This is a genomic window from Enterobacter sp. HK-058-C-ECC (genome assembly GCF_047531125.1).
GTDB classification, from domain to species: domain Bacteria; phylum Pseudomonadota; class Gammaproteobacteria; order Enterobacterales; family Enterobacteriaceae; genus Enterobacter; species Enterobacter quasiroggenkampii.
In genome coordinates, this window is record NZ_JBLKCH010000001.1 from 155,241 (window position 1) to 174,001 (window position 18,761).

An 18,761-nucleotide genomic window follows, 5' to 3' on the forward strand; every position below is an offset into this window, starting at 1 on the left:
ATATCCATCAGGTTAACTGCCTACACGATGACGGGAACCGTTTGACGCTGCAAGAGAAAGGCGTAAAAAATGTGGCTTATGATGAAGGTTGTTGTTTTGCCCACTGTAAAAATCGGGCCCGCGTGTCGGCATCGGCCTGCTGGAACCAGAATTTAAGGCGTTGTTCTGTCAGGGTCTGGGACTGGGGAGGAATGACGTCCAGTTCTGAGACGCCGGAAAGCAGCGTACTGTCGTCAGCCATCATGGTGGCAAACTGAGGAAGCGACGCGCGTTTACCCGCTTTGTTATAGGTCTGCGTCGCGGCCTCGTAGTCCGGACCTTTCGGTGAGGTCGTCAGCGCCAGAATATCAAGCTTCACCGGAATCGGCATCGCATCCCCGTCCAGCAGTTCAATGCGGGGGGACGCGTCGAAGGCCGCCGATTCTTTCTCCGTTTCAATACGAGGCAGGGTAATGTTGACCTGACTGATTTGCCGGGTATTAAAGCTGACAATCAGCGGCGGGGAGATATACATCCTTTGCTCGTGATTCGCCAGACCGATCGATTTTTCCACCCGGAATACCAGCTGATGCGGCCCGTTATCCAATTCGATGCTGTCCGCACCGCGCAATAAGGAACTGGAGACCTTTTTTCCGTCCAGTACCAGGAGATCAATATCGGTAGAGAGCCGGAGCGTGGTAGCAAAAACGCAGACCGGCATCACTAACGCAATCAGAGCAGTGGCAATACCGGTTTTCATAGAAGGCTCCCGTCAGAAATCCTGTCGCCGCATTAATGTATCTAAATTTTTCGAGAATCATGTTTACTAACATATAGACATATTTCGCCGTTTTGCCCTCATGCGTCGGTATGGGATGGATGGTTGAGATGTGCGGTTTGGCGTACACTTTTAAAAAAGCCAGGAGAAAAACCATGAAAGAGAACGATATTGCCGAGATTCTGACATCCACGCGTACCATTGCGCTGGTGGGCGCGAGCGATAAACCCGATCGTCCAAGCTATCGGGTGATGAAATACCTTCTCGATCAGGGCTACCACGTCATCCCGGTCTCGCCAAAAGTGGCGGGGAAAACCTTACTGGGCCAGCAGGGTTATGCCACGCTCGCTGACGTGCCGGAAAAAATTGATATGGTTGATGTCTTCCGAAACTCTGAGGCGGCGTGGGAAGTGGCGCAGGACGCTATTGCCGTCGGGGCGAAAACGCTGTGGATGCAGCTGGGCGTGATTAACGAGCAGGCTGCGGTGCTGGCGCGGGATGCGGGGTTAAACGTCGTCATGGATCGCTGTCCGGCGATCGACATCCCCCGTCTGGGGCTGGCGAAATAATAAAAAAAAGCCCGTTCATCGGGCTTTTTTTACACGCTTAGTTCCGCAGGCGCGGAGCCTGTAACTGTTTGCGGATAGTCTGAGCAAGTTCATCCATAGTCGGTTGCTCCGGATGCTCTTCCTGCAGCTCGCCGCTGAGCTGCGCTTCAGCAAGATAGGTGTGAACGGGTTGTCCATCATCCCCCTCCATCACCACATGGTACCAGGGCGCGGCGCGAAGCTCTGCGCTCACCGCCAGTTCGTCTGCTGACGGTTCATCAAGGGAATACTCCGGGTCGATATCCACGACCACACCCAAATACCCGAGCAAAGTGTGGCGGACCTGCTGGCCGATACCGAATTTGCTGGCAATCATAGTCACCTCCCGGGAAATACGACTTACACGTTATGTGCGGGCAATATTTCTCTTTTCAAGTTACATGACGCGACAGGCAAACCCTTTCAGATACAGTCCTTCCGGGTAGGTAGCAATCACGGGGTGATCGGCTGCCTGACGGAACTGCTCTATAAATTGTACATCACGGCCAGCATCTATTGCGGCATCGGCGATGATTTTCTGAAATAAATCTGTGGTCATCAGGCCGGAGCAGGAGAAGGTGAGCAGAACCCCGCCCGGATTCAGCAGCTGGATGGCCAGCATGTTGATATCTTTATACCCACGGCACGCGCCCATCAGCTGGCTTTTGTTTTCCACAAACTTTGGCGGATCCATCACGATGACGTCGAACTTCTCGCCCTGATCGCGATATTTACGCAGCAGCTTGAAGACGTCGTCACGTATAAATTCGGCTTTGCTCAGATCCAGCTTATTCAGCTCGACGTTTTGTTTTGCCACGTCCAGCGCTTCCTGCGAGGTATCCACGCTAACCACCTGGGCACAGCCGCCCATCAGCGCCGAAACGGCGAAACCACCGGTGTAGGAGAAGCAGTTGAGCACGCGTTTGTCGGCAACGTACTGACGCGTAGCCAGACGACTGTCGCGCTGGTCGAGGTAATAACCCGTTTTGTGCCCGCCCTGAATATCCACCAGCAGCTTCATGCCGTGCTCTTCAATCGGCAGCAGGGCAGGCGGCAGTTCACCCGTGACCGGACCCTGGGTCAGCTCCATGCCCTCTTTTTTGCGCACCGCCACATCGCTGCGGTCGTAAATGGCGCACTGCGGGAACAGCGTTTGCAGGGCGCTAATCAGCGCAGCGCGCTGGTATTCCGCCCCGGCGCTCAGAAGCTGTAGCACCAGGAAGTTACCGAAGCGATCGATGGTCACGCCCGGCAGACCGTCGGACTCACCGGCAATCAGGCGGTAGCTGTCCAGCCCGTCGCGTTTTGCCAGCCACTCACGCCACTGCTGCGCCTGCTGCAGACGACGCACGAAGAAGTCGATGTCGATGGTTTCGTCTTTATCGAAGGTCCAGACGCGGGCACGGATCTGGGACGCTGGCGAGTAAGCACCTCGCGCTAACCATTTCCCCTGGTGGTCCACGATATCAATGGTTTCACCGAGGCTGGCTTTGCCTTCCATACGGGCAACCGCGCCGGAAAAGACCCAGGGATGACGGCGCAGTAATGATTTCTCGCGCCCTTTGGCTAACACTAAACGTACACTCATAATTTGCTGTTCTGTCGATTTCAGGGAAATGGCGCGTAGAGTAGCACATCAAAACGGATCAGAGCTTGTTGAAATCATTTTCTGTTGTTCCTGATCGCGTCGCACGTAAAATAATCAAAGCGATGGAGTAATTAAGCTCGTTACCGTTAAAAAGCCGGAGGGAATCAAAATGGATATTGCGTTACTAAATAAGGGAAGAAACAGGGCATGGTCTGAGACCATGGTTAATCTGGAGGCGCGTAAGCTCGTTGATACAGCCAACCAGTTATCAGCCTTCTACCTTCAGGACGGGCTTTGTCGTATCAAGTTTGTAGAAGAAATAAAACAGGTCGTTGAAAAGGAGTTTGCAACAGCGCGTCATGCCAGAACAGATGAAGAATGTATGGTTTGCATCAAGAATCTTCGAGCTGAAACGGAAAATCTTCGTGAGCAAGAGCATCTGCTAAGAACCCGCGCCGCGCAGCTTTATGCAAAAGTCGAGTTTGTCAGGGAAAATAATAAAATTGTCGGATATGTCATTTCGGCAGTGAATGTTGTGCTATCAGGCGTCGTTTTGTTTGGTGGATTTGTGATGTTATCCACTATGGGGCCGATAGGCATGTTTGCAGGAGCTGTCCTTATTGCTGATGGAATTAACGGGTTGACCCGGGAAGTACTCAACTTTGATCTACCAGCAGGACAAAAACCTTCACAGGGAATGATTGCTGATACCGTTATGGAAACAGCTCAGTTTATGGGGTTCAGTCCCAACTCAGGATTGGCTTTTTATAACGGTGTTACTCTTGGTGCCAGTGTCTATAGTATCGCTGGACTAGCCCGAAAAACGGGAGCGTGGAGATTGTTTCGATGGCTTCCACACGATTACTATCGCAAAGTCAGTACGATGGGCGCGCCTAAACTCACGATGAAGATTGTCGGATATGGCGTTAAAGCCAAGGTCATTTTTGATCTGATAACAACAGATAACGGAATCCGTTAATCTCTGGTGCTTTTTCGGTAACGCCAGGATTTATACGACAGTACAGGAGGCTGTGCAAGAGTCATAATGCTTACCCCTATGATAATCGCCAGCCCCCACGCCAATGCTTTGAGAGGTGAACTGAAAACGACAAGTATAATCAGGATCGTGAAGCATACACTGGCTACCCAAAGTAAGGTATTAAATCGACGGGCGAGATCGTAAATCGCCTCTTCAAGCGTTCCACCGTATCTCTCAACGTTATTTTTTATCTTCTGCAAGTCAGACAGTGTGAAACCAGAACGCAACAGAGCTTCATCAGTGACATTCATATCGTTTTCCTTTCACGCAAAAAATCCCATTTACTGTTTGTACACGTACATACTCACGGTGCGTAGAGTAGCACATTCAGCAAGGCGCAATCATCTGCGGATGCCGTTGAGCGTTTCGGCACAAAATCAAATCGCTTAGGCACATTGGGGCATTGTTGCGTGCTTTATCTTAGGGTTTCCGGTTCAGCAAAGGAAATACCCATGAAAAAGCGTAGTGTCATCACAATAGCCGCTCTGACGGCAATGAGTTTTCAGGTTTTCGCAGCAACGCCTTTCAGCATGACCAGCCGGGATATTTCCGGCGACCGGCGGTTAGCGTCACCGCAGGTGTTTGAGGGATTTGGCTGCCATGGTGGGAATACCTCACCGCAGCTGGTGTGGACAAATCCGCCAGCCGGTACGAAAAGTTTTGCCATTACGGTCTATGACCCGGATGCGCCTACCGGCAGCGGCTGGTGGCACTGGACTGTAGCCAACATTCCCGCGAAGACAATGAGGCTGCCCGCTGGTGCCGGTAACCCAAATGGCGAAAAATTACCTGCTGGCGCTGTGCAGGGGCGTAATGATTTCGGTTATTCTGGATTCGGCGGCGCATGTCCGCCCGCAGGCGATAAGCCCCACCGCTATCAGATTACCGTCTGGGCGCTGGACGTGGATAAACTGCCCGTCGACAAAAATGCCAGCGGCGCGCTGGTCGGTTTTATGCTCAATAGTCACGTTCTGGCAAAGACTCAGTTAACAGCAACCTACAGCAGATAAGGATGGCGGGGTGCAGGAGTTCCATTTTCGACATAAACATCTCACGGCGGGTGAAGTGAGTGCCAGCAAAATGCATCGCCTGCACCAGGTTAAGCTCTTTTTCCCGGCGATTTGCCATATCACTCACGGCAGTAAGGTGATTGTGCAGGACGATAACCGCCTGGTGGCAACCCGGGATGAGCTCATCATTATTCCTGCCAATACGGCGATGGAGATCATCAATCAGCCTGCAAACGGTCTGTTTCACTCGGACTTGCTGATGTTATCGCCGGAAATTGTTGCCGAGTTTAAAGCGCATTACCTGAAATCCTGGCCGCGCACGACGCTTCATTCGCTCTGCGCTCCGCTGAGCGAGGGGCTGGCGTTTATGTGGGATAACCTGCTGCACGCCGTGCGTCAGGAGTTACCGGAGGCGTTGCAAAAACATCAGGCCTTCGGTCTGTTGCTGGCATTGCTGCATGACGGCGTGGCAGGTCCGCTGCTTATTGAGCGAAACAATAACCTGACCGAGCAGGTGCGACAGTTCATCATGCTGTCGCCCGCCAGAGCCTGGACCGCGCAGGATGTCGCCAGCCGTCTCGCATTAAGCGTGCCGACGCTGCGCAGGCGGTTACGCGAGGAGTCACAGAGTTTTCGCCAGATTGTGGAGGAGGTGAGGATGGCCGTGGCTTTGTCACAGCTACAGTCAACCCGATTACCGATCGGCGAAATCGCATTACAATGTGGGTATCTGTCCAGCTCTCGTTTCACCGCCCGTTTTCGGCAACACTACGGCTGTTTGCCGAAAACGCTACGTTAAGGAGAAGAAGAATGTCTAAAGTCTGTACTATTGCCTGGGTTCACGGCGTTGTTCAGGGCGTCGGGTTCCGCTACAGCACCCAGCGCGAGGCCGTTCAGCTTGGGCTAACGGGATACGCGCGCAACATGGATGACGGCAGCGTTGAAGTGGTCGCCTGCGGCGAAGCGGAGCAGGTCGACAAGCTGGTGGCGTGGCTGAAAGCGGGCGGGCCGCGCAGCGCGCGGGTTGATAAGGTACTAACGGAACCGCATCAACCCGGCCGGGAGTACGTTAACTTCGGTATTCGCTACTAAATGCACTTCACCGGTTTAGGCAGGCCGGCAATTTTGGTGGCCTGTTTTGCCGGGCCTTTCGGGAACAGACGATAGAGATAGCGGCTGTTGCCTTTCTCTTCACCGAACTTATTGGCCATCGCCTTGACCAGCATGCGGATGGCCGGAGAGGTGTTGAACTCGAGATAAAACTCGCGCACAAAACGCACCACTTCCCAGTGTTCGGGGGAGAGGGTAATGCCTTCGTTTTCCGCAATTTTCTCCGCCAGCGGTTCGCTCCAGAGCGTCGTATCTTTCAGATAGCCTTCGCTATCGGTCTCAATTTCCTGGCCTGCAAAAATGAACATAATCTTCTGTCGTAGGTGAAAAATCGGCGACAGTGTAGCAAAAAAGCGGGCTCAGGATAAACCGTGACCTACAGGAGCAGCTGAAGCAGATTGTTGGCATTGAGCTTCTTCAGCGCGTTGCATTTATGGGTTGAAACCTGTTTCTCCGACATGTGCGTCACGATGGCAATGTGGCGGACCGGCAACCCGGTCAGCATCAGATCGAGCACGTTGAATTCAGGAACGGTCAGGCAGCAGTCCAGGCTTCGAACGCGACGTGGCTCTTTTGCCAGCAAATACGCCGCATCGGCAACGGCGATCCTGTCGTCGATGATATAAAGCGTTAGCGTACTGAAACGCTTGCGTAAATGCGTCGCCAGCGCCCACCCCTTTTCGTTGCAGACCAGATAAAGGCTACCTTTCCAGCGGGCGGCTTCCAGCCTGAGCAAAATGTTGATCAGCGCCTGATGCGTCGCCGCCACGGAAAAACGGCAGCGGACGACCACCACGCGGCGGGTAAGCAGCGTTGGCTGCCATTGTACGGTATCGCTTATGACCTCTGGCTGGACGCCCCGACGCAGCAGCGCATAGCGCAACCCTTCGGCGTAAAATCGATTATTGTCGAGAATGGCGTAACTCACGGTGACCTCGTTATAACGTGCTGGGCGTATAGATAACGCGCAGCGTGCCGGTATAGTCGCCTGCGTTTTTGCTGCTGGCGGCAAACGCAGGCGTTTTCAGGATAATCGGCGCAGGAATGCACAGTACGCTTTCGCGTCCGCCCGGCAGCACGACCTGCCGCAGATACTGCGGATCGTTAGTGCCTTGCCAGACTATGGTTTTACCGTTCGCGACCGTTTCGGTTGCGCCTGTGACGGGATGGGTGACGGAGACCTGATAGTCGAGACGATCCCGCGCATCGGTCTGGCTTCCACCGCGCCGCCGGATAGAAAACGCCCCTTCGGCACGCCCCTCTGAGGGAAGCCCGTCATCCTCAAAGCGCAGATAGGCGCGGGTGCTGGTGCTGTTTTTGCCGTCGTACAGGCACATATCCAGCGTGTTTTCCCCCCGGATCTCGCTGCCCCCGGGGCGCCCCGGGAAGTTGGTCAGGTTGAGGTTAACGATGGGCGTGGAGTGCGGAAAGGCCGGCAGATAGATCTGCTGATTACCTGGATCGACCACCTCAATGCGAATATTTGCCTGCCATTTGGCGATGGTGAGATAGCCAGGACAGCCGACATTCACGTCATTGAAGTTCCCGCCGCAGTCGGCGCTTCCCCACTGGCGCAGGTTCTGCTTCAGCGTGGCGGTCCAGATCCCCGGCAGGGCGAGCTTATCCAGTTCGCTTTTCACGATATAGAAATCGAAGTAGGGCTCTCTGTTCCAGGCTGAGACGTCGACCGTTCCTCCTGTCACGAAGCTGGCGAAAGTAAACACTTTATTGTTGATAAACATGTAGTGATCGCCATACACCTTGATATCCACCGTCTTGCTGGTGAGAGCATGCGTAAAACGCAAGTTGATGGCATAAGGCGCGGCTGGGTTCGCCGAGAACCAGACCGGGGCGTTCATGCAGGCGCCGTTCGTGGTGTCAGTCCGGGACTCACAGGTCAGGGTGTTACGTCCCCACTTTTGAGGATCGGCGGGGTCATAACCACCCGATTCATGAAACCAGATGTCAAAACGCGCAGGCGGTGCCATACGATCGAAGCTGATCCCAACGCTGGAGTTTCGTCCCGCGGGGGCGCCCGCCAGCGTCTGGCCAGCCCACAGGCTTAACAACAGTAAAATAAAGAGGCACTTAATCACATCATTTCCCTTTAGTGAGGTTATCGGTGTTCATAGCCGTCGGGCCAGCAGGGACTGACCGTCCGGCCAGCATCAGCTGTGCCTGCTGCTGGACGGCATCCGGCAGGGCGGAGAAAGTTAATTCCTTACAGGGAATCGAACCGACGTAACGCACGACGTCGCGCATACTCTTCACGTTCAGCGCACACTGATAAAATTGCTGCTGACGCACCAGGTAGAGGTTATGCAGCAGGGCGTCGCTTTGCGCGCTAAACCCGCCGTTGCCAAGGTCACTCCAGCCGTTCACGTTCAGCGGCACGCCGCCGATAAACGGCGAATGGTGCTCGTCGGTTAACTGGCCAAGCCAGGTGTAGCTTGCGGTCGTTTGCACGTCCCGGCGCAGCAGTTTGCCTGGCACCATAAACAGCGTTCTGCTGCCTGACCCTTGCGTGATTTCACTGCTGGCTCCCCGGGAGACGTCCAGCGATTCGTTAATCGTCAACGTCGTCTGCTGATAGCCCGGTACCGCGAAGAGGGCGCGGCTATTGCCCGGAATGTCTGCGCTCCCGCTGTTATCCAGCGACACGGCGACACGTGGATCCTGAGCATCTTCCGGCGTCGCCACGTTCACCGCGACGGCGGAAGCAGGGCGACCGTCGCTCCAGCGGCCCAGCCACAGGCCAGAGCGGGACAGCGCGAGCGTTGAGCTGTAGTTGCCGCTGCTGCTCAGCGTATGGCGACGATCCTGACGATCCCAGGCGTCGCTGACGGTCAGGCTTCCGTTGCCATATCGTCCGCCCTGGCGCGTATAGGCTGAGGTATTCAGCGAGTCGCTGTTAATGCCCGACGCGCTGAGGCCGTACTCATTTTCACCGCGGGCATCGGCATACCAGTTATGCGCCACGCTGTAGCTCAGCTGGTTTTTTTCACGCTGCTGGTGCTGCCATGTCGCGCCCAGAGAGGTGTAGCTTGACGCATCACCCTGACGGTTATGCGCCATGGACAGGCTCACGCTCAGGTAGCCGCCTTTATCCCTGCCGTCGCGGGCGTCATCGTTACGCATAAACAGGTTAATGCTGCTGTTAATGTTCAGGCCTCGGGTGCTAAAGGCATTGCTCAGGCCAGCCTGCCAGGCCCGCGTGCGCGAGCGGGTCATATAGACCGATTCCCACGGCAGACCCGCATCGTGGCGATCGTCACTGTCCGGCAGCTCCCGGCGTGAAACGTACCGGCCTTCGTTGCGGTTATCCGAATACCCCAGGCTCGCATACCAGGCGCCGACCGGGACGGAGAACATCACCGAGAGGGTGCGATAACAGCCATTCACGGCGTCAAATCCCGCGCTTTGGGTGTTGCAGTTTTCAGCGGATAACGCGTTGCGATAGACGCTCAAATAAAAACCGTCGTTGTAGCTGATTTGCTGAATATTGCCGCGCTGGCCTTCGCTGCCGTAGAGGTAGCTAAACCGGGTACTCAGCACGCCATCGATCGGGCCCGCGTTGAAGCCCCGGCTCCAGTCGAGCGCGTTCTCCAGGAAACGCTGGTTTTTCTTGAACGTTGCGCCGCTGGTCAGCGCCAGCGTCGGGGTCACGGGCAGACGAACGCCCGCCTGCGCAACCGCGCGGCGTTCTTCGTTTTGATCGCTGTTGTCGGTTTCGCCCGCCTGCAGGAACCACTCGACGCGGTCAAATGGCGTAATGCCGGTTCGGGTAAACGGCACCTGCTCGGTGCGCGTCAGCCGGTTATTTTCATAGATGGAGAGCGTCACGGTGTAGCTCCCGTCCGGGAACGAACGCGTGTCCAGGGTTTGCGCCCCGGCATTCAGATAGAAGCTCGCCAGCAGCTGATTTCCACGGCGGGCATCGATACGCGCGTCATGGGAAAGCAGCACGGTAACAGGGGTTCCCTTCGACTGCTGAACCGGGTTCATCCATGCCCGTGTTGAACCGGTGCGCAGGCCGCGAATTTTGCCCAGCGGCAGCTGGCTGAGGTTGATATTTCCGCCCGCGTTACTGAACAGATCGCGGGTATCCATCTCACCTAACTGGACATAGTACTGACGCAGGATATCCTGGCGGAACCAGGCGTTGTTGACGGTGACCTCCTGCTGCTGCTGGTGCCGTGAACGCTGCCCCAGCCAGGTCCAGTCGAGATTTACGTAGCCGTCCTGGGTGAGCGCCAGCGCGCCGTTGCCCTGCACGGTTGCCGACTGATAATCCCTGTCGGCAACGAAGTTAATGTTCTGCTGATGGATCAGCGCATTTTCGGTGCCCTGAGTGGGCTGATACCATTGATTCTCTGCCGTCTGCTTAGGCAGAAATTTCTTGTCCAGGAACAGGTTAATGCGGGCGTTATTCTCGTCATAAATAATGGCCGCGCGGTCGGTATTGATGTAATCACAGCCCGTTGCGGAGCCGTTGCTGCTGCAGGCCAGGTTGCCGTTACGGGCAAGCGGAACGGCCAGCGCGGCAGACACGGTGGCAACGAGGGATGGGTCGTCATTAAACCGGCGTTTGATGGCCGCTACCACGGTTTCAGGTGCGACAAAGCTCACCGTTTCAAGCGTGATATCCGTTTCAAAAAGGCCAAGCGCCTCGCCGTAGAGGTTCACCTCAGTCCACAGGCGCTGCGTCTTCGCCAGGTCTTCAAAACCTGGCGGGACGGCCATCCCTGCGCAGGCGAGTTGGATGGAAGCGGGTAACAAAGCAACAAAGAGGAGGGTATTTCTGTGAAACGCCATGAACGAGCCTCGACATCATCCTGACGTCAGAGGGTGAGCACCCTCTGACGTTATTCCTTAGGTGCTGTGGTGTTACGCACCGCCTTCCGTGGTCGTCGCCTGCGTCAGCATCAGGCTGACAACGCCGCTGTACTGACCGGTTTTCAGAATGCCTTTGGTGGTCTGGGAAATGGTCAGCGGCAGTACCGCTGAACCGTTTTCAATGCTCCCCGGGAACAGTTCGGCGCCGGTATATTCCACATCTGCGGTAGAGAGGGTTTTATCACCCAGAATCACCGTCATTGGGATGGTCTCAGCACCGTCGGCATTCGCCAGCTTCGCGGCGCTTACCAGACGGACTTTTACGTTGCTGGTCGCGGAGTTAGACCACACCTTGGTATTCAGACGGTAGCTTTCCAGGCCACGGCCAGGCAGGTACTGCATATCGATGCTTGCCGGCAGCGGCGTGTTATCGGCCTGGGTCATATCCAGCTGTGAATCAACGCTGGCGTTGACGGTAATATCTTTTTGAATCGCCAGCGCGTTAACGGACGTGGTCATCGCGGCAACAATCATCAGAGGTTTAAAATACTTACGCATTGATATCTCCATATTTACAAATGAGCACCCTGGCTCTTTAAACAAACCCTTTGGGGTCTTTACGGTAACGTCGTGTTATTGCACGACGGGTAAATCAGCTTCTTCAGCGGTTTTATTCAGCCAGTTGAAGTAGCGGAATTTATATTTCTGGCCTTGTGCCTTCGCGAGCGTTTTTAATTTCCGTTCAGTATCCGGATAAATCGTCGCGTCTTCTTTAATCCATCTGCACGACGAATCCGCATCACAAATACCGATCTCTCTCAGCGGCACGCGCAACGTGCCGTTGTTTTTTAACGTTCCCCTCTGAGGGTCAATCGACAGCGAAACCACGCTTTTTTCCGGTGCGAGATGGATCAGGGCGCCCCAGATTACATTGACGCCCAGTCTTGCCGTCGCAGCAGGGCGTTCTGCCTTGCCCGGAATAATGCTGTCAGGCTGCTTGACCCCTTCAAAATAGACGCGCCAGGTCGTCGCTTTTTACGGGGGCGTAAGCGATACCAGGCGAACCACGCGCATTGCGCCTGCCGCAAGGGCGAATTTTTCCGGCGTGACAACAACGCCACCCTCTTTCCACGAGGCCACATCAATCTCTTTTTCCTGGGCTGTGCCGGGATTAAGAATTTTCTTTTGCCTCACCCGAATGAACTGAATATCATCCGTTTTTGACGCCACCTTAATTTGCGCCGCACCGGACTTATCCACGTTAAGTTCCATGGGATACACGCTCATATTGGCCAGTGCCATTTCCGGGAAAAATGGCAATGACAGCGCGGCGACATAAAAGGCGGTTGTGACGCTCACTCTTTTTTTCTGTTTCACGATCAAGTCTGCCTGCTCTGAGTTTAAAGGCGGCGCGTTAACACCAGGACACCGTCTGCTTTCGTATCGCTTCAGGGCAGGGAAACTTTAACCAGAACAGCGGTTTGTGAAAATTTGTATTAATTAACTCGTTATATACAGTTTTTTATCCTGATTTTCTGGCTTTAAGGTTGTATAGTTAAGCGAAAATACCGCGACCAGGGATGGAGAGAAAATTCCTTCTGATGAAAAAATAAGCAAGTCAGGAGGGGGTTTTCATGTCGATGTACCAGGGATTAAAAAGCATGCGGTAACAGCCGAGAATAAAAGATGTTTTTTATATGCAATAATTCGTTGTTATTTGATCCTGAAGCACATGCAATAAGTCTTGTTGGGCAACCGGAATCTGTATTAACGCTTTCGGCCCCCGCCGTTCGCCTTTTACAGGAATTTATTAAGCACAAAGGGCACGACCTGAGTCGGGAGGAATTGATTACCCGCGTGTGGGAGGAGTTTGGCTTTACGCCATCGGGAAATAATCTCAATAAAGCGGTGAGCGAATTACGTAAAAGCTTCCAGGCACTGGGAGAGGGGTACGAATTTATCGTAACCGTACCCCGTTATGGGTTTCGTTTTGAGGCCGATGTGATTTTTCAGCCCGGAGAGCGTATTCAACCCGCCGAACCGCAGCCTCAGTCTGCAGCGAAAGTGGAAAAGCCACAACGCGCTTCCCTGAAACGATGGGGGATGACGGCCGTATTGATTATTGCTGCATTGGGGGCGAGCTTCTACTTTAGCCGGCAGCAGGGGATATTCGTTCCGGCGAAACTCATGCCGGTTAAGGAGAAAATCGCGCATTGTCGTCTCTGGATTATCAACGATCACGGAAGACCGCTGGTGTTATCGAAATTAGCGGCGCAGCTGGCTGCCAATAACGTGGCGTGCGAACGAGAGGAGTACGACATTTATTATTTCAGTGCCCGTTTTTCTATTGCCGCCGCAGATGAGGTGTTCATTGGCGCCTGCCCGGTCAGTCAATCCAGCCTGTGCAAAACCATCCGTTATAAAAGCGGGGCACAAAAATGAAAATAAAACTTCTTTTTGGGCTGGGTGGTGCATTGGTCGGCAGTGCCCTGGCGCTGTTTTACTATTCCGGCTGTGTGTTTAAAAAGGATGTGCTGGCCTGCAGCACCGAATTTAACTTTACGCGCAATGAGGGAAAATCCAGCGAAGTGAAGGTCAATACCGTTGCCCAGTTCTATTTTCATCAGGACGGTACCGGAGTGACCACCTATAAAGGCGCGGCAAGGGCTGACGGGCAAAATCTGATCGTTGACAGGGACGTGGATTTTACCTGGCAGCAGCGGGACGATGATAACGTCATTGTGTTGAGCTACACCGAAACCTGGCGTCGACACAACGACAATACGCCTGACGCCCAGTGGGGAAGCTTTGCCAGCCCGACCGCACGCTACTATCTCACCATCTCTGAACTCTCGCCTTCCGTGTGGCTGATTCAGGACCGGCGCTATCCGACCTATATTTGCCGGGGTGAGTAGGGCATAAAAAAAGGAGAATGCCGGGGCATTCTCCTTTTTCATATCCGTTGCGCTTAATCGCGGCTGGCGAAGCCCAGGATGCTCAGCAGGCTGACGAAGATATTGTACAGCGACACATACAGGCTCACGGTGGCGCGAATATAGTTCGTTTCACCGCCGCGAATGATGTTGCTGGTTTCAAACAGGATCGCGCCGGAAGAAATCAGAATAAACACGGCGCTGATCGCCAGATGCAGGGCAGGCAGCTGCAGGAAGATGTTGGCCACCATACCCACCAGCACCACCACAACACCCGCCATCAGCATGCCGCCGAGGAAGGACATGTCCTTACGGGTGGTCAGCACGTAGGCCGAGCAGCAGAAGAACACCAGTGCGGTACCGCCCAGCGCCATACCGATAAGGTCACCCATACCGGCAGACAGATACGCGTTCAGCATCGGTCCCAGGATGTAGCCCAGGAAGCCGGTGAAGGCAAACGCGGACAGAATACCGACCGGTTTGTCAGCGGTTTTGTAGGTCAGGAACATCAAACCATACATACCCACCAGGGTCAGGATCAGCCCCGGAGACGGCAGCATCAGCACGGTGCTGGCGGTGGCGGTGATCGCGGAAAACGCCAGCGTCAGGCTGAGCATGAAATAGGTATTGCGCAGCACCTTGTGGGTGCTGAGTAGCGATGTGCGGTCGCGTGAGGAAGTAATTATACGATCCATGAGTCACTCTCTTATGACAGATGTAATTAACGGAAAGAATAGGAAACGGCGCGTCACTCTCAAAGTGGTTTTACCCATCTTTACTCAGCAGGTTAGCGCGGGAGCTGGTTGTTTCTTCTGCATAAATACGTTTCACCAGTATGAACAGCGGTTTGACGCGATTAATCAGATCAACCTCTTATAGGTTACTGAAAATTATTGCGTTATTACCATAAGGCCGCTAAGAGTTATTTCCGGATCGTCACAAAAACAGACAATAAGGCGAAGGAAATGAAACCACAAACACGCACGCGCTTTACGCTCTCTTTACTTACCGCCGGGATCCTGTGCGCCAGCACGGCAGCCTGGGCGGCTAACGTGCCGGCAGGAACGCAGCTGGCCGATAAGCAGGAACTGGTCAGGAACAACGGTAATGAGCCCGCGTCGCTCGACCCGCATAAAGTCGAAAGCGACGTCGAATTCAATATTATCAGTGATTTATTCGACGGGCTGGTCAGCGTTTCCCCGTCGGGTGAAGTTCAGCCACGGCTGGCGGAAAAATGGGAGAACAAGGACAACACCGTCTGGACGTTCCACTTGCGTCCGGGCATCACCTGGAGCGACGGCACTGCCATTACCGCGGAAGATGTGGTCTGGAGCTGGCAGCGTCTGGTTGATCCTAAAACCGCTTCACCGTATGCCAGCTATCCCGGCAACATGCACATTGTAAATGGTGCGGATATCGCCCAGGGGAAAAAAGCGCCCGATACGCTGGGCGTGAAAGCCATTAACGACACCACCCTGGAAGTGACATTGACGCAGCCTAACGCGGCGTTCCTCGCGATGCTGGCGCACCCGTCGCTGGTGCCGGTGGATAAAGTCCTGATTGGCCGCTTTGGCGACAAGTGGACCAAGCCTGAACATATCGTCACCAGTGGGGCCTATAAACTGTCCCAGTGGGTGGTCAACGAACGCATCGTGGCGGAGCGTAACCCGCGCTACTGGGATAATGACCATACCGTGATTAATAAGGTCACCTATCTGCCTATCACCTCCGAGGCCGCGGATGTGAACCGCTATAAAGCGGGTGAAATTGATATTGTCTACACGGTGCCGATCAACCAGTTCGCGCAGCTCAAGAAAACCCTGGGCAGCCAGCTGGATGTCTCTCCGCAGCTGGCGACCTATTACTACGAATTCAATACCACCCGGCCGCCGTTCAACGACGCCCGCGTGCGCAAGGCGCTGAACATGGCGCTCGATAAAGACATCATTGCCGGAAAAGTCTTAGGGCAGGGGCAGCGCCCGGCGTGGCTCATCAGCCAGCCGGATATCGGCGGCGTTAAGCTTCAGAACCCGGACTACGCCAGTTGGCCGCAGGACAAGCGCATCGCTGAGGCGAAAAAACTGCTCAACGAGGCCGGGTACAACGAAAGCCACCCTCTGAGCTTTAACCTGCTCTATAACACTTCTGAATCGCACCAGCGTATCGCGATTGCGGCCAGTTCCATGTGGAAAAAGAACCTCGGCGTGGAGGCGAAGCTGCAAAATCAGGAGTGGAAAACCATGCTGGATACCATGCACACCCACAACTTTGACGCGGTGCGTTACGCCTGGATTGCCGACTACGACGACGCGGCGACCTTCCTGAACAACTTCCGCACCGGCGACAGCGAAAACACCAGCCAGTACAGCAATCCGGAATATGACCAGGCGCTGGTGAATGCCGCAAAAGCCAAAACAACGGAAGAGCGGGGTAAGTTCTACCAGCAGGCGGAAGATCTGCTGGGACGCGATGTGCCCGCCATTCCGGTTTATCACTACGTCCGTACGCACCTGGTTAAACCGTGGGTGGGCGGATTTACGCCGGATAAGCTGGGGTACTATTACACGAAAGACATGTACATCAAAAAACACTAGGCCTGTGCTGATAAAATCGTCGATGTGTTGTCAGTTCAACCGATTAAACACGTTTTGACTATTTTTACAGCGAACGATTGCTGGCACTCTTTACAGCACGCGGTGAGGTGTTTATAGTTCGCCTCACTCAGGAAGTGTGGCCGAGCGGTTGAAGGCACCGGTCTTGAAAACCGGCGACCCGAAAGGGTTCCAGAGTTCGAATCTCTGCGCTTCCGCCAGATATAAACCCCAGGTTACTTGTTAACCTGGGGTTTTTCTTTTGCCTTAACACAGGTTTGTCCTTCACCAGATTCTGGCCATTCCTTCGCTTGCCGGGCGAACGAGCGTAAAACCAAATTTAGTATAAAGCTCAGGCACATCGGCCATTAAGCAAACGTACGCTCCTTTACAGGCGTGGTTATCCAGCCAGGCAACAAGCGTTTCCATAATGACTCTGCCCAGTCCTTTCCCCTGATGAAGCGGATCAACCGCGACGTCGACGATATCAAAATTCAACGCACCATCCCCTACGATGCGCCCCATACCGACCGGTTTTCCCTGAAACACTATATGCATGCCATAGCAGCTGCCGGGCAGCGCTTTTCGGGCGGCCTCCAGCGGGCGAGGGCTAAGACCCGAGATTTCGCGCAGCCGGCAAAACGCTTCTGCAGTGGGGACGGTTTCAACCACGGTATAGTTATCAGGCATAAGAAGAGCTCCAGTCGGTGTTCAGTAAAGGGCTTCAGTCTGGCAGTAAAATTGACGAAAGACGATTTTACGGACCGATCCCGTTCACACTTTTAACCTCCCGCTATTCCCCTGTAAAAAACAGGCGTTATCATTCACCCCGTAAATACCTTTTTACCGCTTACCGAGGCTTTGATGCTGGAGAATGTTTTCATCAGATAATCAGCTTCCCGCCCATCTCAGGACGGACTGGTTATCGCTGCGCTTAAACCTTACGCACGCACCTGCGGGTGTGGGCTCGTTTTTACGCATGATGATTACACAGGTTTTCCAGTATGAATTTATCCCGTCAGGAACAACGTACCTTACACGTTCTCGCCAAAGGTGGACGTATTGTGCACGTCCGCGACAGTTCTGGCCGCGTCACGTCCGTTGAGTGCTATACCCGTGAAGGGCTGGTGCTGAGCGACTGCACGCTCAGCGTCTTCAAAAAACTCCGCACCAAAAAGCTGATCCGATCCGTGAACGGGCAACCTTATCGGATCAACACCACCGGGCTGAACAACGTTCGCGCCCAGCTGGATAATCGCTAAGCAGAATAAACAACGCCACCCTCGGGTGGCGTTCATGCATTGAATGGAATATCGTAGCGGAATGAAGGCCGGGTAAGCGCAGCGCCACCCGGCAAGAAACGCGGCGTTATGAGCGAATAAAAGCCAGAATGTCCGCGTTGATAGTATCCGCATGGGTGGTATGCATCCCGTGCGGGAAGCCCGGATAAATTTTCAGCACGCTGTTCGCCAGCAGCTTGTCCTGGAGAAGGGCGGCATTTTTATACGGTACAACCTGATCGTCATCGCCCTGCAACACCAGAACGGGAACCGTGATGGTTTTCAAATCTTCCGTCTGGTCGGTCTCTGAAAACGCCTTAATCCCCTCATAGTGGGCTTTGGCGCTGCCGATCATACCCTGTCGCCACCAGTTCTGGATCGTACCTTGCGAAACCTCGGCGCCATCGCGATTAAAACCGTAGAAAGGACCGCTGGCAACGTCGAGATAAAACTGGGCGCGGTTAGCCGCCAGCGCTTTGCGGAAGCCGTCGAAGACCTCGATGGGCGTTCCGCCGGGATTCGTCTCCGTTTTGACCATCAGAGGCGGGACGGCGCTCACGAGCACCGCTTTGGCGACGCGCCCCTGCGGTTGTCCATACCGCGCAACATAGCGGGCGACCTGGCCGCCGCCGGTGGAGTGACCGACATGCACGGCATTGTGCAGATCCAGGCTTTCAACCACGGCTGACGCATCGGCCGCATAATGATCCATATCGTGGCCTTCACTCACCTGGTCCGATCGTCCATGTCCGCGGCGATCGATAGCGATAACGCGATAGCCTTCTGCAAGGAAGAAGAGCATCTGGTTATCCCAGTCATCGGCACTCAACGGCCAGCCGTGGTGGAAGACAATGGGCTGGGCCTCTTTTGGGCCCCAGTCTTTGTAGTAAATATTGACGCCGTCTTTCGTGGTTACGAATGCCATACCGCAGACTCCTCTGTTAAGAACAACACGACCCCTAAAGTGTAGGAGAAATCACAAAAGCGGTTGGTTTAATTCCGGTGAAGGATATTCATTTTGCGTCTGGGG

Annotated in this window: 23 protein-coding genes and 1 tRNA gene; 10 read left to right on the top strand and 14 right to left on the bottom strand. The window is 54.4% G+C overall.

Annotated features, from left to right (window positions below; all coding sequences use genetic code 11):
* Positions 1–76 precede the first annotated feature (76 nt).
* Positions 77–739, bottom strand: a complete 663-nt coding sequence (gene csgI, locus ACMWJS_RS00685; protein ID WP_262750070.1) for a curli synthesis inhibitor — start codon at positions 737–739, stop codon at positions 77–79.
* A 173-nt stretch (positions 740–912) separates the two neighbouring features.
* On the opposite strand from csgI, the gene ACMWJS_RS00690 reads away from it, so the two are divergent.
* Positions 913–1,326: a CoA-binding protein gene (locus ACMWJS_RS00690; RefSeq protein ID WP_008499920.1), complete on the top strand. Its 414-nt coding sequence runs from the start codon at positions 913–915 to the stop codon at positions 1,324–1,326.
* Between the two features lie 37 nt (positions 1,327–1,363).
* On the opposite strand, the gene hspQ is transcribed toward ACMWJS_RS00690, so the two are convergent.
* Both hspQ and rlmI read right to left on the bottom strand, forming a co-directional pair.
* Positions 1,364–1,681, bottom strand: coding sequence for a heat shock protein HspQ (gene hspQ, locus ACMWJS_RS00695; protein WP_414746449.1), 318 nt, complete (start codon positions 1,679–1,681; stop codon positions 1,364–1,366).
* A gap of 60 nt (positions 1,682–1,741) precedes the next feature.
* On the bottom strand, positions 1,742–2,932 hold the full coding sequence (gene rlmI, locus ACMWJS_RS00700) for a 23S rRNA (cytosine(1962)-C(5))-methyltransferase RlmI (protein WP_045908360.1): 1,191 nt from the start codon (positions 2,930–2,932) through the stop codon (positions 1,742–1,744).
* Between the two features lie 169 nt (positions 2,933–3,101).
* On the opposite strand from rlmI, the gene ACMWJS_RS00705 reads away from it, so the two are divergent.
* Positions 3,102–3,911, top strand: a complete 810-nt coding sequence (locus ACMWJS_RS00705) for a DUF4225 domain-containing protein (protein ID WP_414746450.1) — start codon at positions 3,102–3,104, stop codon at positions 3,909–3,911.
* On the opposite strand, the gene ACMWJS_RS00710 is transcribed toward ACMWJS_RS00705, so the two are convergent.
* Positions 3,908–4,222: a hypothetical protein gene (locus ACMWJS_RS00710; RefSeq protein WP_047071946.1), complete on the bottom strand. Its 315-nt coding sequence runs from the start codon at positions 4,220–4,222 to the stop codon at positions 3,908–3,910. The genes ACMWJS_RS00705 and ACMWJS_RS00710 overlap by 4 nt on opposite strands.
* A 201-nt stretch (positions 4,223–4,423) precedes the next feature.
* On the opposite strand from ACMWJS_RS00710, the gene ACMWJS_RS00715 reads away from it, so the two are divergent.
* Genes ACMWJS_RS00715 through yccX form a run of 3 tightly spaced genes read left to right on the top strand, consistent with a single transcriptional unit; the run spans position 4,424 to position 6,073 of the window.
* Positions 4,424–4,981 carry a kinase inhibitor gene (locus ACMWJS_RS00715; RefSeq protein WP_414746451.1) on the top strand — a complete coding sequence of 186 codons (558 nt, stop codon included), beginning with the start codon at positions 4,424–4,426 and terminating at the stop codon, positions 4,979–4,981.
* Positions 4,982–4,991: 10 nt separating this feature from the next.
* Entirely contained in the window at positions 4,992–5,780 is a 789-nt protein-coding gene (locus ACMWJS_RS00720) for an AraC family transcriptional regulator (protein WP_196095761.1), read from the top strand.
* A gap of 11 nt (positions 5,781–5,791) precedes the next feature.
* A complete protein-coding gene (gene yccX, locus ACMWJS_RS00725; protein ID WP_023617863.1) occupies positions 5,792–6,073 on the top strand; it encodes an acylphosphatase in 282 nt (93 codons plus the stop codon).
* On the opposite strand, the gene tusE is transcribed toward yccX, so the two are convergent.
* The 7 genes from tusE to ACMWJS_RS00760 form a co-directional block, all read right to left on the bottom strand.
* On the bottom strand, positions 6,070–6,399 hold the full coding sequence (tusE, locus tag ACMWJS_RS00730; protein ID WP_008499913.1) for a sulfurtransferase TusE: 330 nt from the start codon (positions 6,397–6,399) through the stop codon (positions 6,070–6,072). The two genes, yccX and tusE, sit on opposite strands and share 4 nt — an antisense overlap.
* Before the next feature lie 68 nt (positions 6,400–6,467).
* Positions 6,468–7,019, bottom strand: a complete 552-nt coding sequence (locus tag ACMWJS_RS00735) for a LuxR C-terminal-related transcriptional regulator (protein ID WP_047071952.1) — start codon at positions 7,017–7,019, stop codon at positions 6,468–6,470.
* Between the two features lie 10 nt (positions 7,020–7,029).
* The gene (locus tag ACMWJS_RS00740) at positions 7,030–8,187 is read right to left on the bottom strand and encodes a CfaE/CblD family pilus tip adhesin (RefSeq protein ID WP_414746452.1); all 1,158 of its coding nucleotides are present in this window, start codon (positions 8,185–8,187) and stop codon (positions 7,030–7,032) included.
* 1 nt (position 8,188) lies between these two features.
* The gene (locus ACMWJS_RS00745) at positions 8,189–10,906 is read right to left on the bottom strand and encodes a TcfC E-set like domain-containing protein (RefSeq protein WP_414746453.1); all 2,718 of its coding nucleotides are present in this window, start codon (positions 10,904–10,906) and stop codon (positions 8,189–8,191) included.
* Between the two features lie 72 nt (positions 10,907–10,978).
* Positions 10,979–11,485, bottom strand: coding sequence for a CS1 type fimbrial major subunit (locus tag ACMWJS_RS00750; protein ID WP_045908356.1), 507 nt, complete (start codon positions 11,483–11,485; stop codon positions 10,979–10,981).
* Positions 11,486–11,560: 75 nt separating this feature from the next.
* Positions 11,561–11,815, bottom strand: coding sequence for a hypothetical protein (locus ACMWJS_RS00755; RefSeq protein ID WP_414746454.1), 255 nt, complete (start codon positions 11,813–11,815; stop codon positions 11,561–11,563).
* A gap of 147 nt (positions 11,816–11,962) precedes the next feature.
* Positions 11,963–12,286, bottom strand: a complete 324-nt coding sequence (locus ACMWJS_RS00760; protein ID WP_414746455.1) for a hypothetical protein — start codon at positions 12,284–12,286, stop codon at positions 11,963–11,965.
* 327 nt (positions 12,287–12,613) lie between these two features.
* On the opposite strand from ACMWJS_RS00760, the gene ACMWJS_RS00765 reads away from it, so the two are divergent.
* Both ACMWJS_RS00765 and ACMWJS_RS00770 read left to right on the top strand, forming a co-directional pair.
* Positions 12,614–13,369 (top strand): winged helix-turn-helix domain-containing protein, encoded by a 756-nt coding sequence (locus ACMWJS_RS00765; RefSeq protein ID WP_048027267.1) that lies wholly within the window; start codon positions 12,614–12,616, stop codon positions 13,367–13,369.
* Positions 13,366–13,842 carry a hypothetical protein gene (locus ACMWJS_RS00770; protein ID WP_414746456.1) on the top strand — a complete coding sequence of 159 codons (477 nt, stop codon included), beginning with the start codon at positions 13,366–13,368 and terminating at the stop codon, positions 13,840–13,842. The genes ACMWJS_RS00765 and ACMWJS_RS00770 overlap by 4 nt, the downstream gene beginning before the upstream one ends.
* A 53-nt stretch (positions 13,843–13,895) precedes the next feature.
* Here the strand turns inward: ACMWJS_RS00770 and yccA are convergent, their stop codons facing one another.
* Positions 13,896–14,555, bottom strand: a complete 660-nt coding sequence (gene yccA / locus ACMWJS_RS00775) for an FtsH protease modulator YccA (protein WP_023335168.1) — start codon at positions 14,553–14,555, stop codon at positions 13,896–13,898.
* Positions 14,556–14,825: 270 nt separating this feature from the next.
* Here yccA and ACMWJS_RS00780 point away from each other — a divergent pair, with 270 nt between their 5' ends.
* On the top strand, positions 14,826–16,454 hold the full coding sequence (locus ACMWJS_RS00780; protein WP_048027269.1) for an ABC transporter substrate-binding protein: 1,629 nt from the start codon (positions 14,826–14,828) through the stop codon (positions 16,452–16,454).
* A 130-nt stretch (positions 16,455–16,584) separates the two neighbouring features.
* Positions 16,585–16,672, top strand: a tRNA-Ser gene (locus ACMWJS_RS00785).
* Between the two features lie 64 nt (positions 16,673–16,736).
* Here ACMWJS_RS00785 and ACMWJS_RS00790 read toward each other — a convergent pair.
* Positions 16,737–17,141, bottom strand: a complete 405-nt coding sequence (locus ACMWJS_RS00790) for a GNAT family N-acetyltransferase (RefSeq protein WP_048027271.1) — start codon at positions 17,139–17,141, stop codon at positions 16,737–16,739.
* Between the two features lie 314 nt (positions 17,142–17,455).
* On the opposite strand from ACMWJS_RS00790, the gene ACMWJS_RS00795 reads away from it, so the two are divergent.
* Positions 17,456–17,713: a YjhX family toxin gene (locus ACMWJS_RS00795; RefSeq protein WP_021240841.1), complete on the top strand. Its 258-nt coding sequence runs from the start codon at positions 17,456–17,458 to the stop codon at positions 17,711–17,713.
* A gap of 106 nt (positions 17,714–17,819) precedes the next feature.
* On the opposite strand, the gene ACMWJS_RS00800 is transcribed toward ACMWJS_RS00795, so the two are convergent.
* Entirely contained in the window at positions 17,820–18,656 is an 837-nt protein-coding gene (locus tag ACMWJS_RS00800; RefSeq protein WP_045908349.1) for an alpha/beta fold hydrolase, read from the bottom strand.
* Between the last annotated feature and the right edge of the window lie 105 nt (positions 18,657–18,761).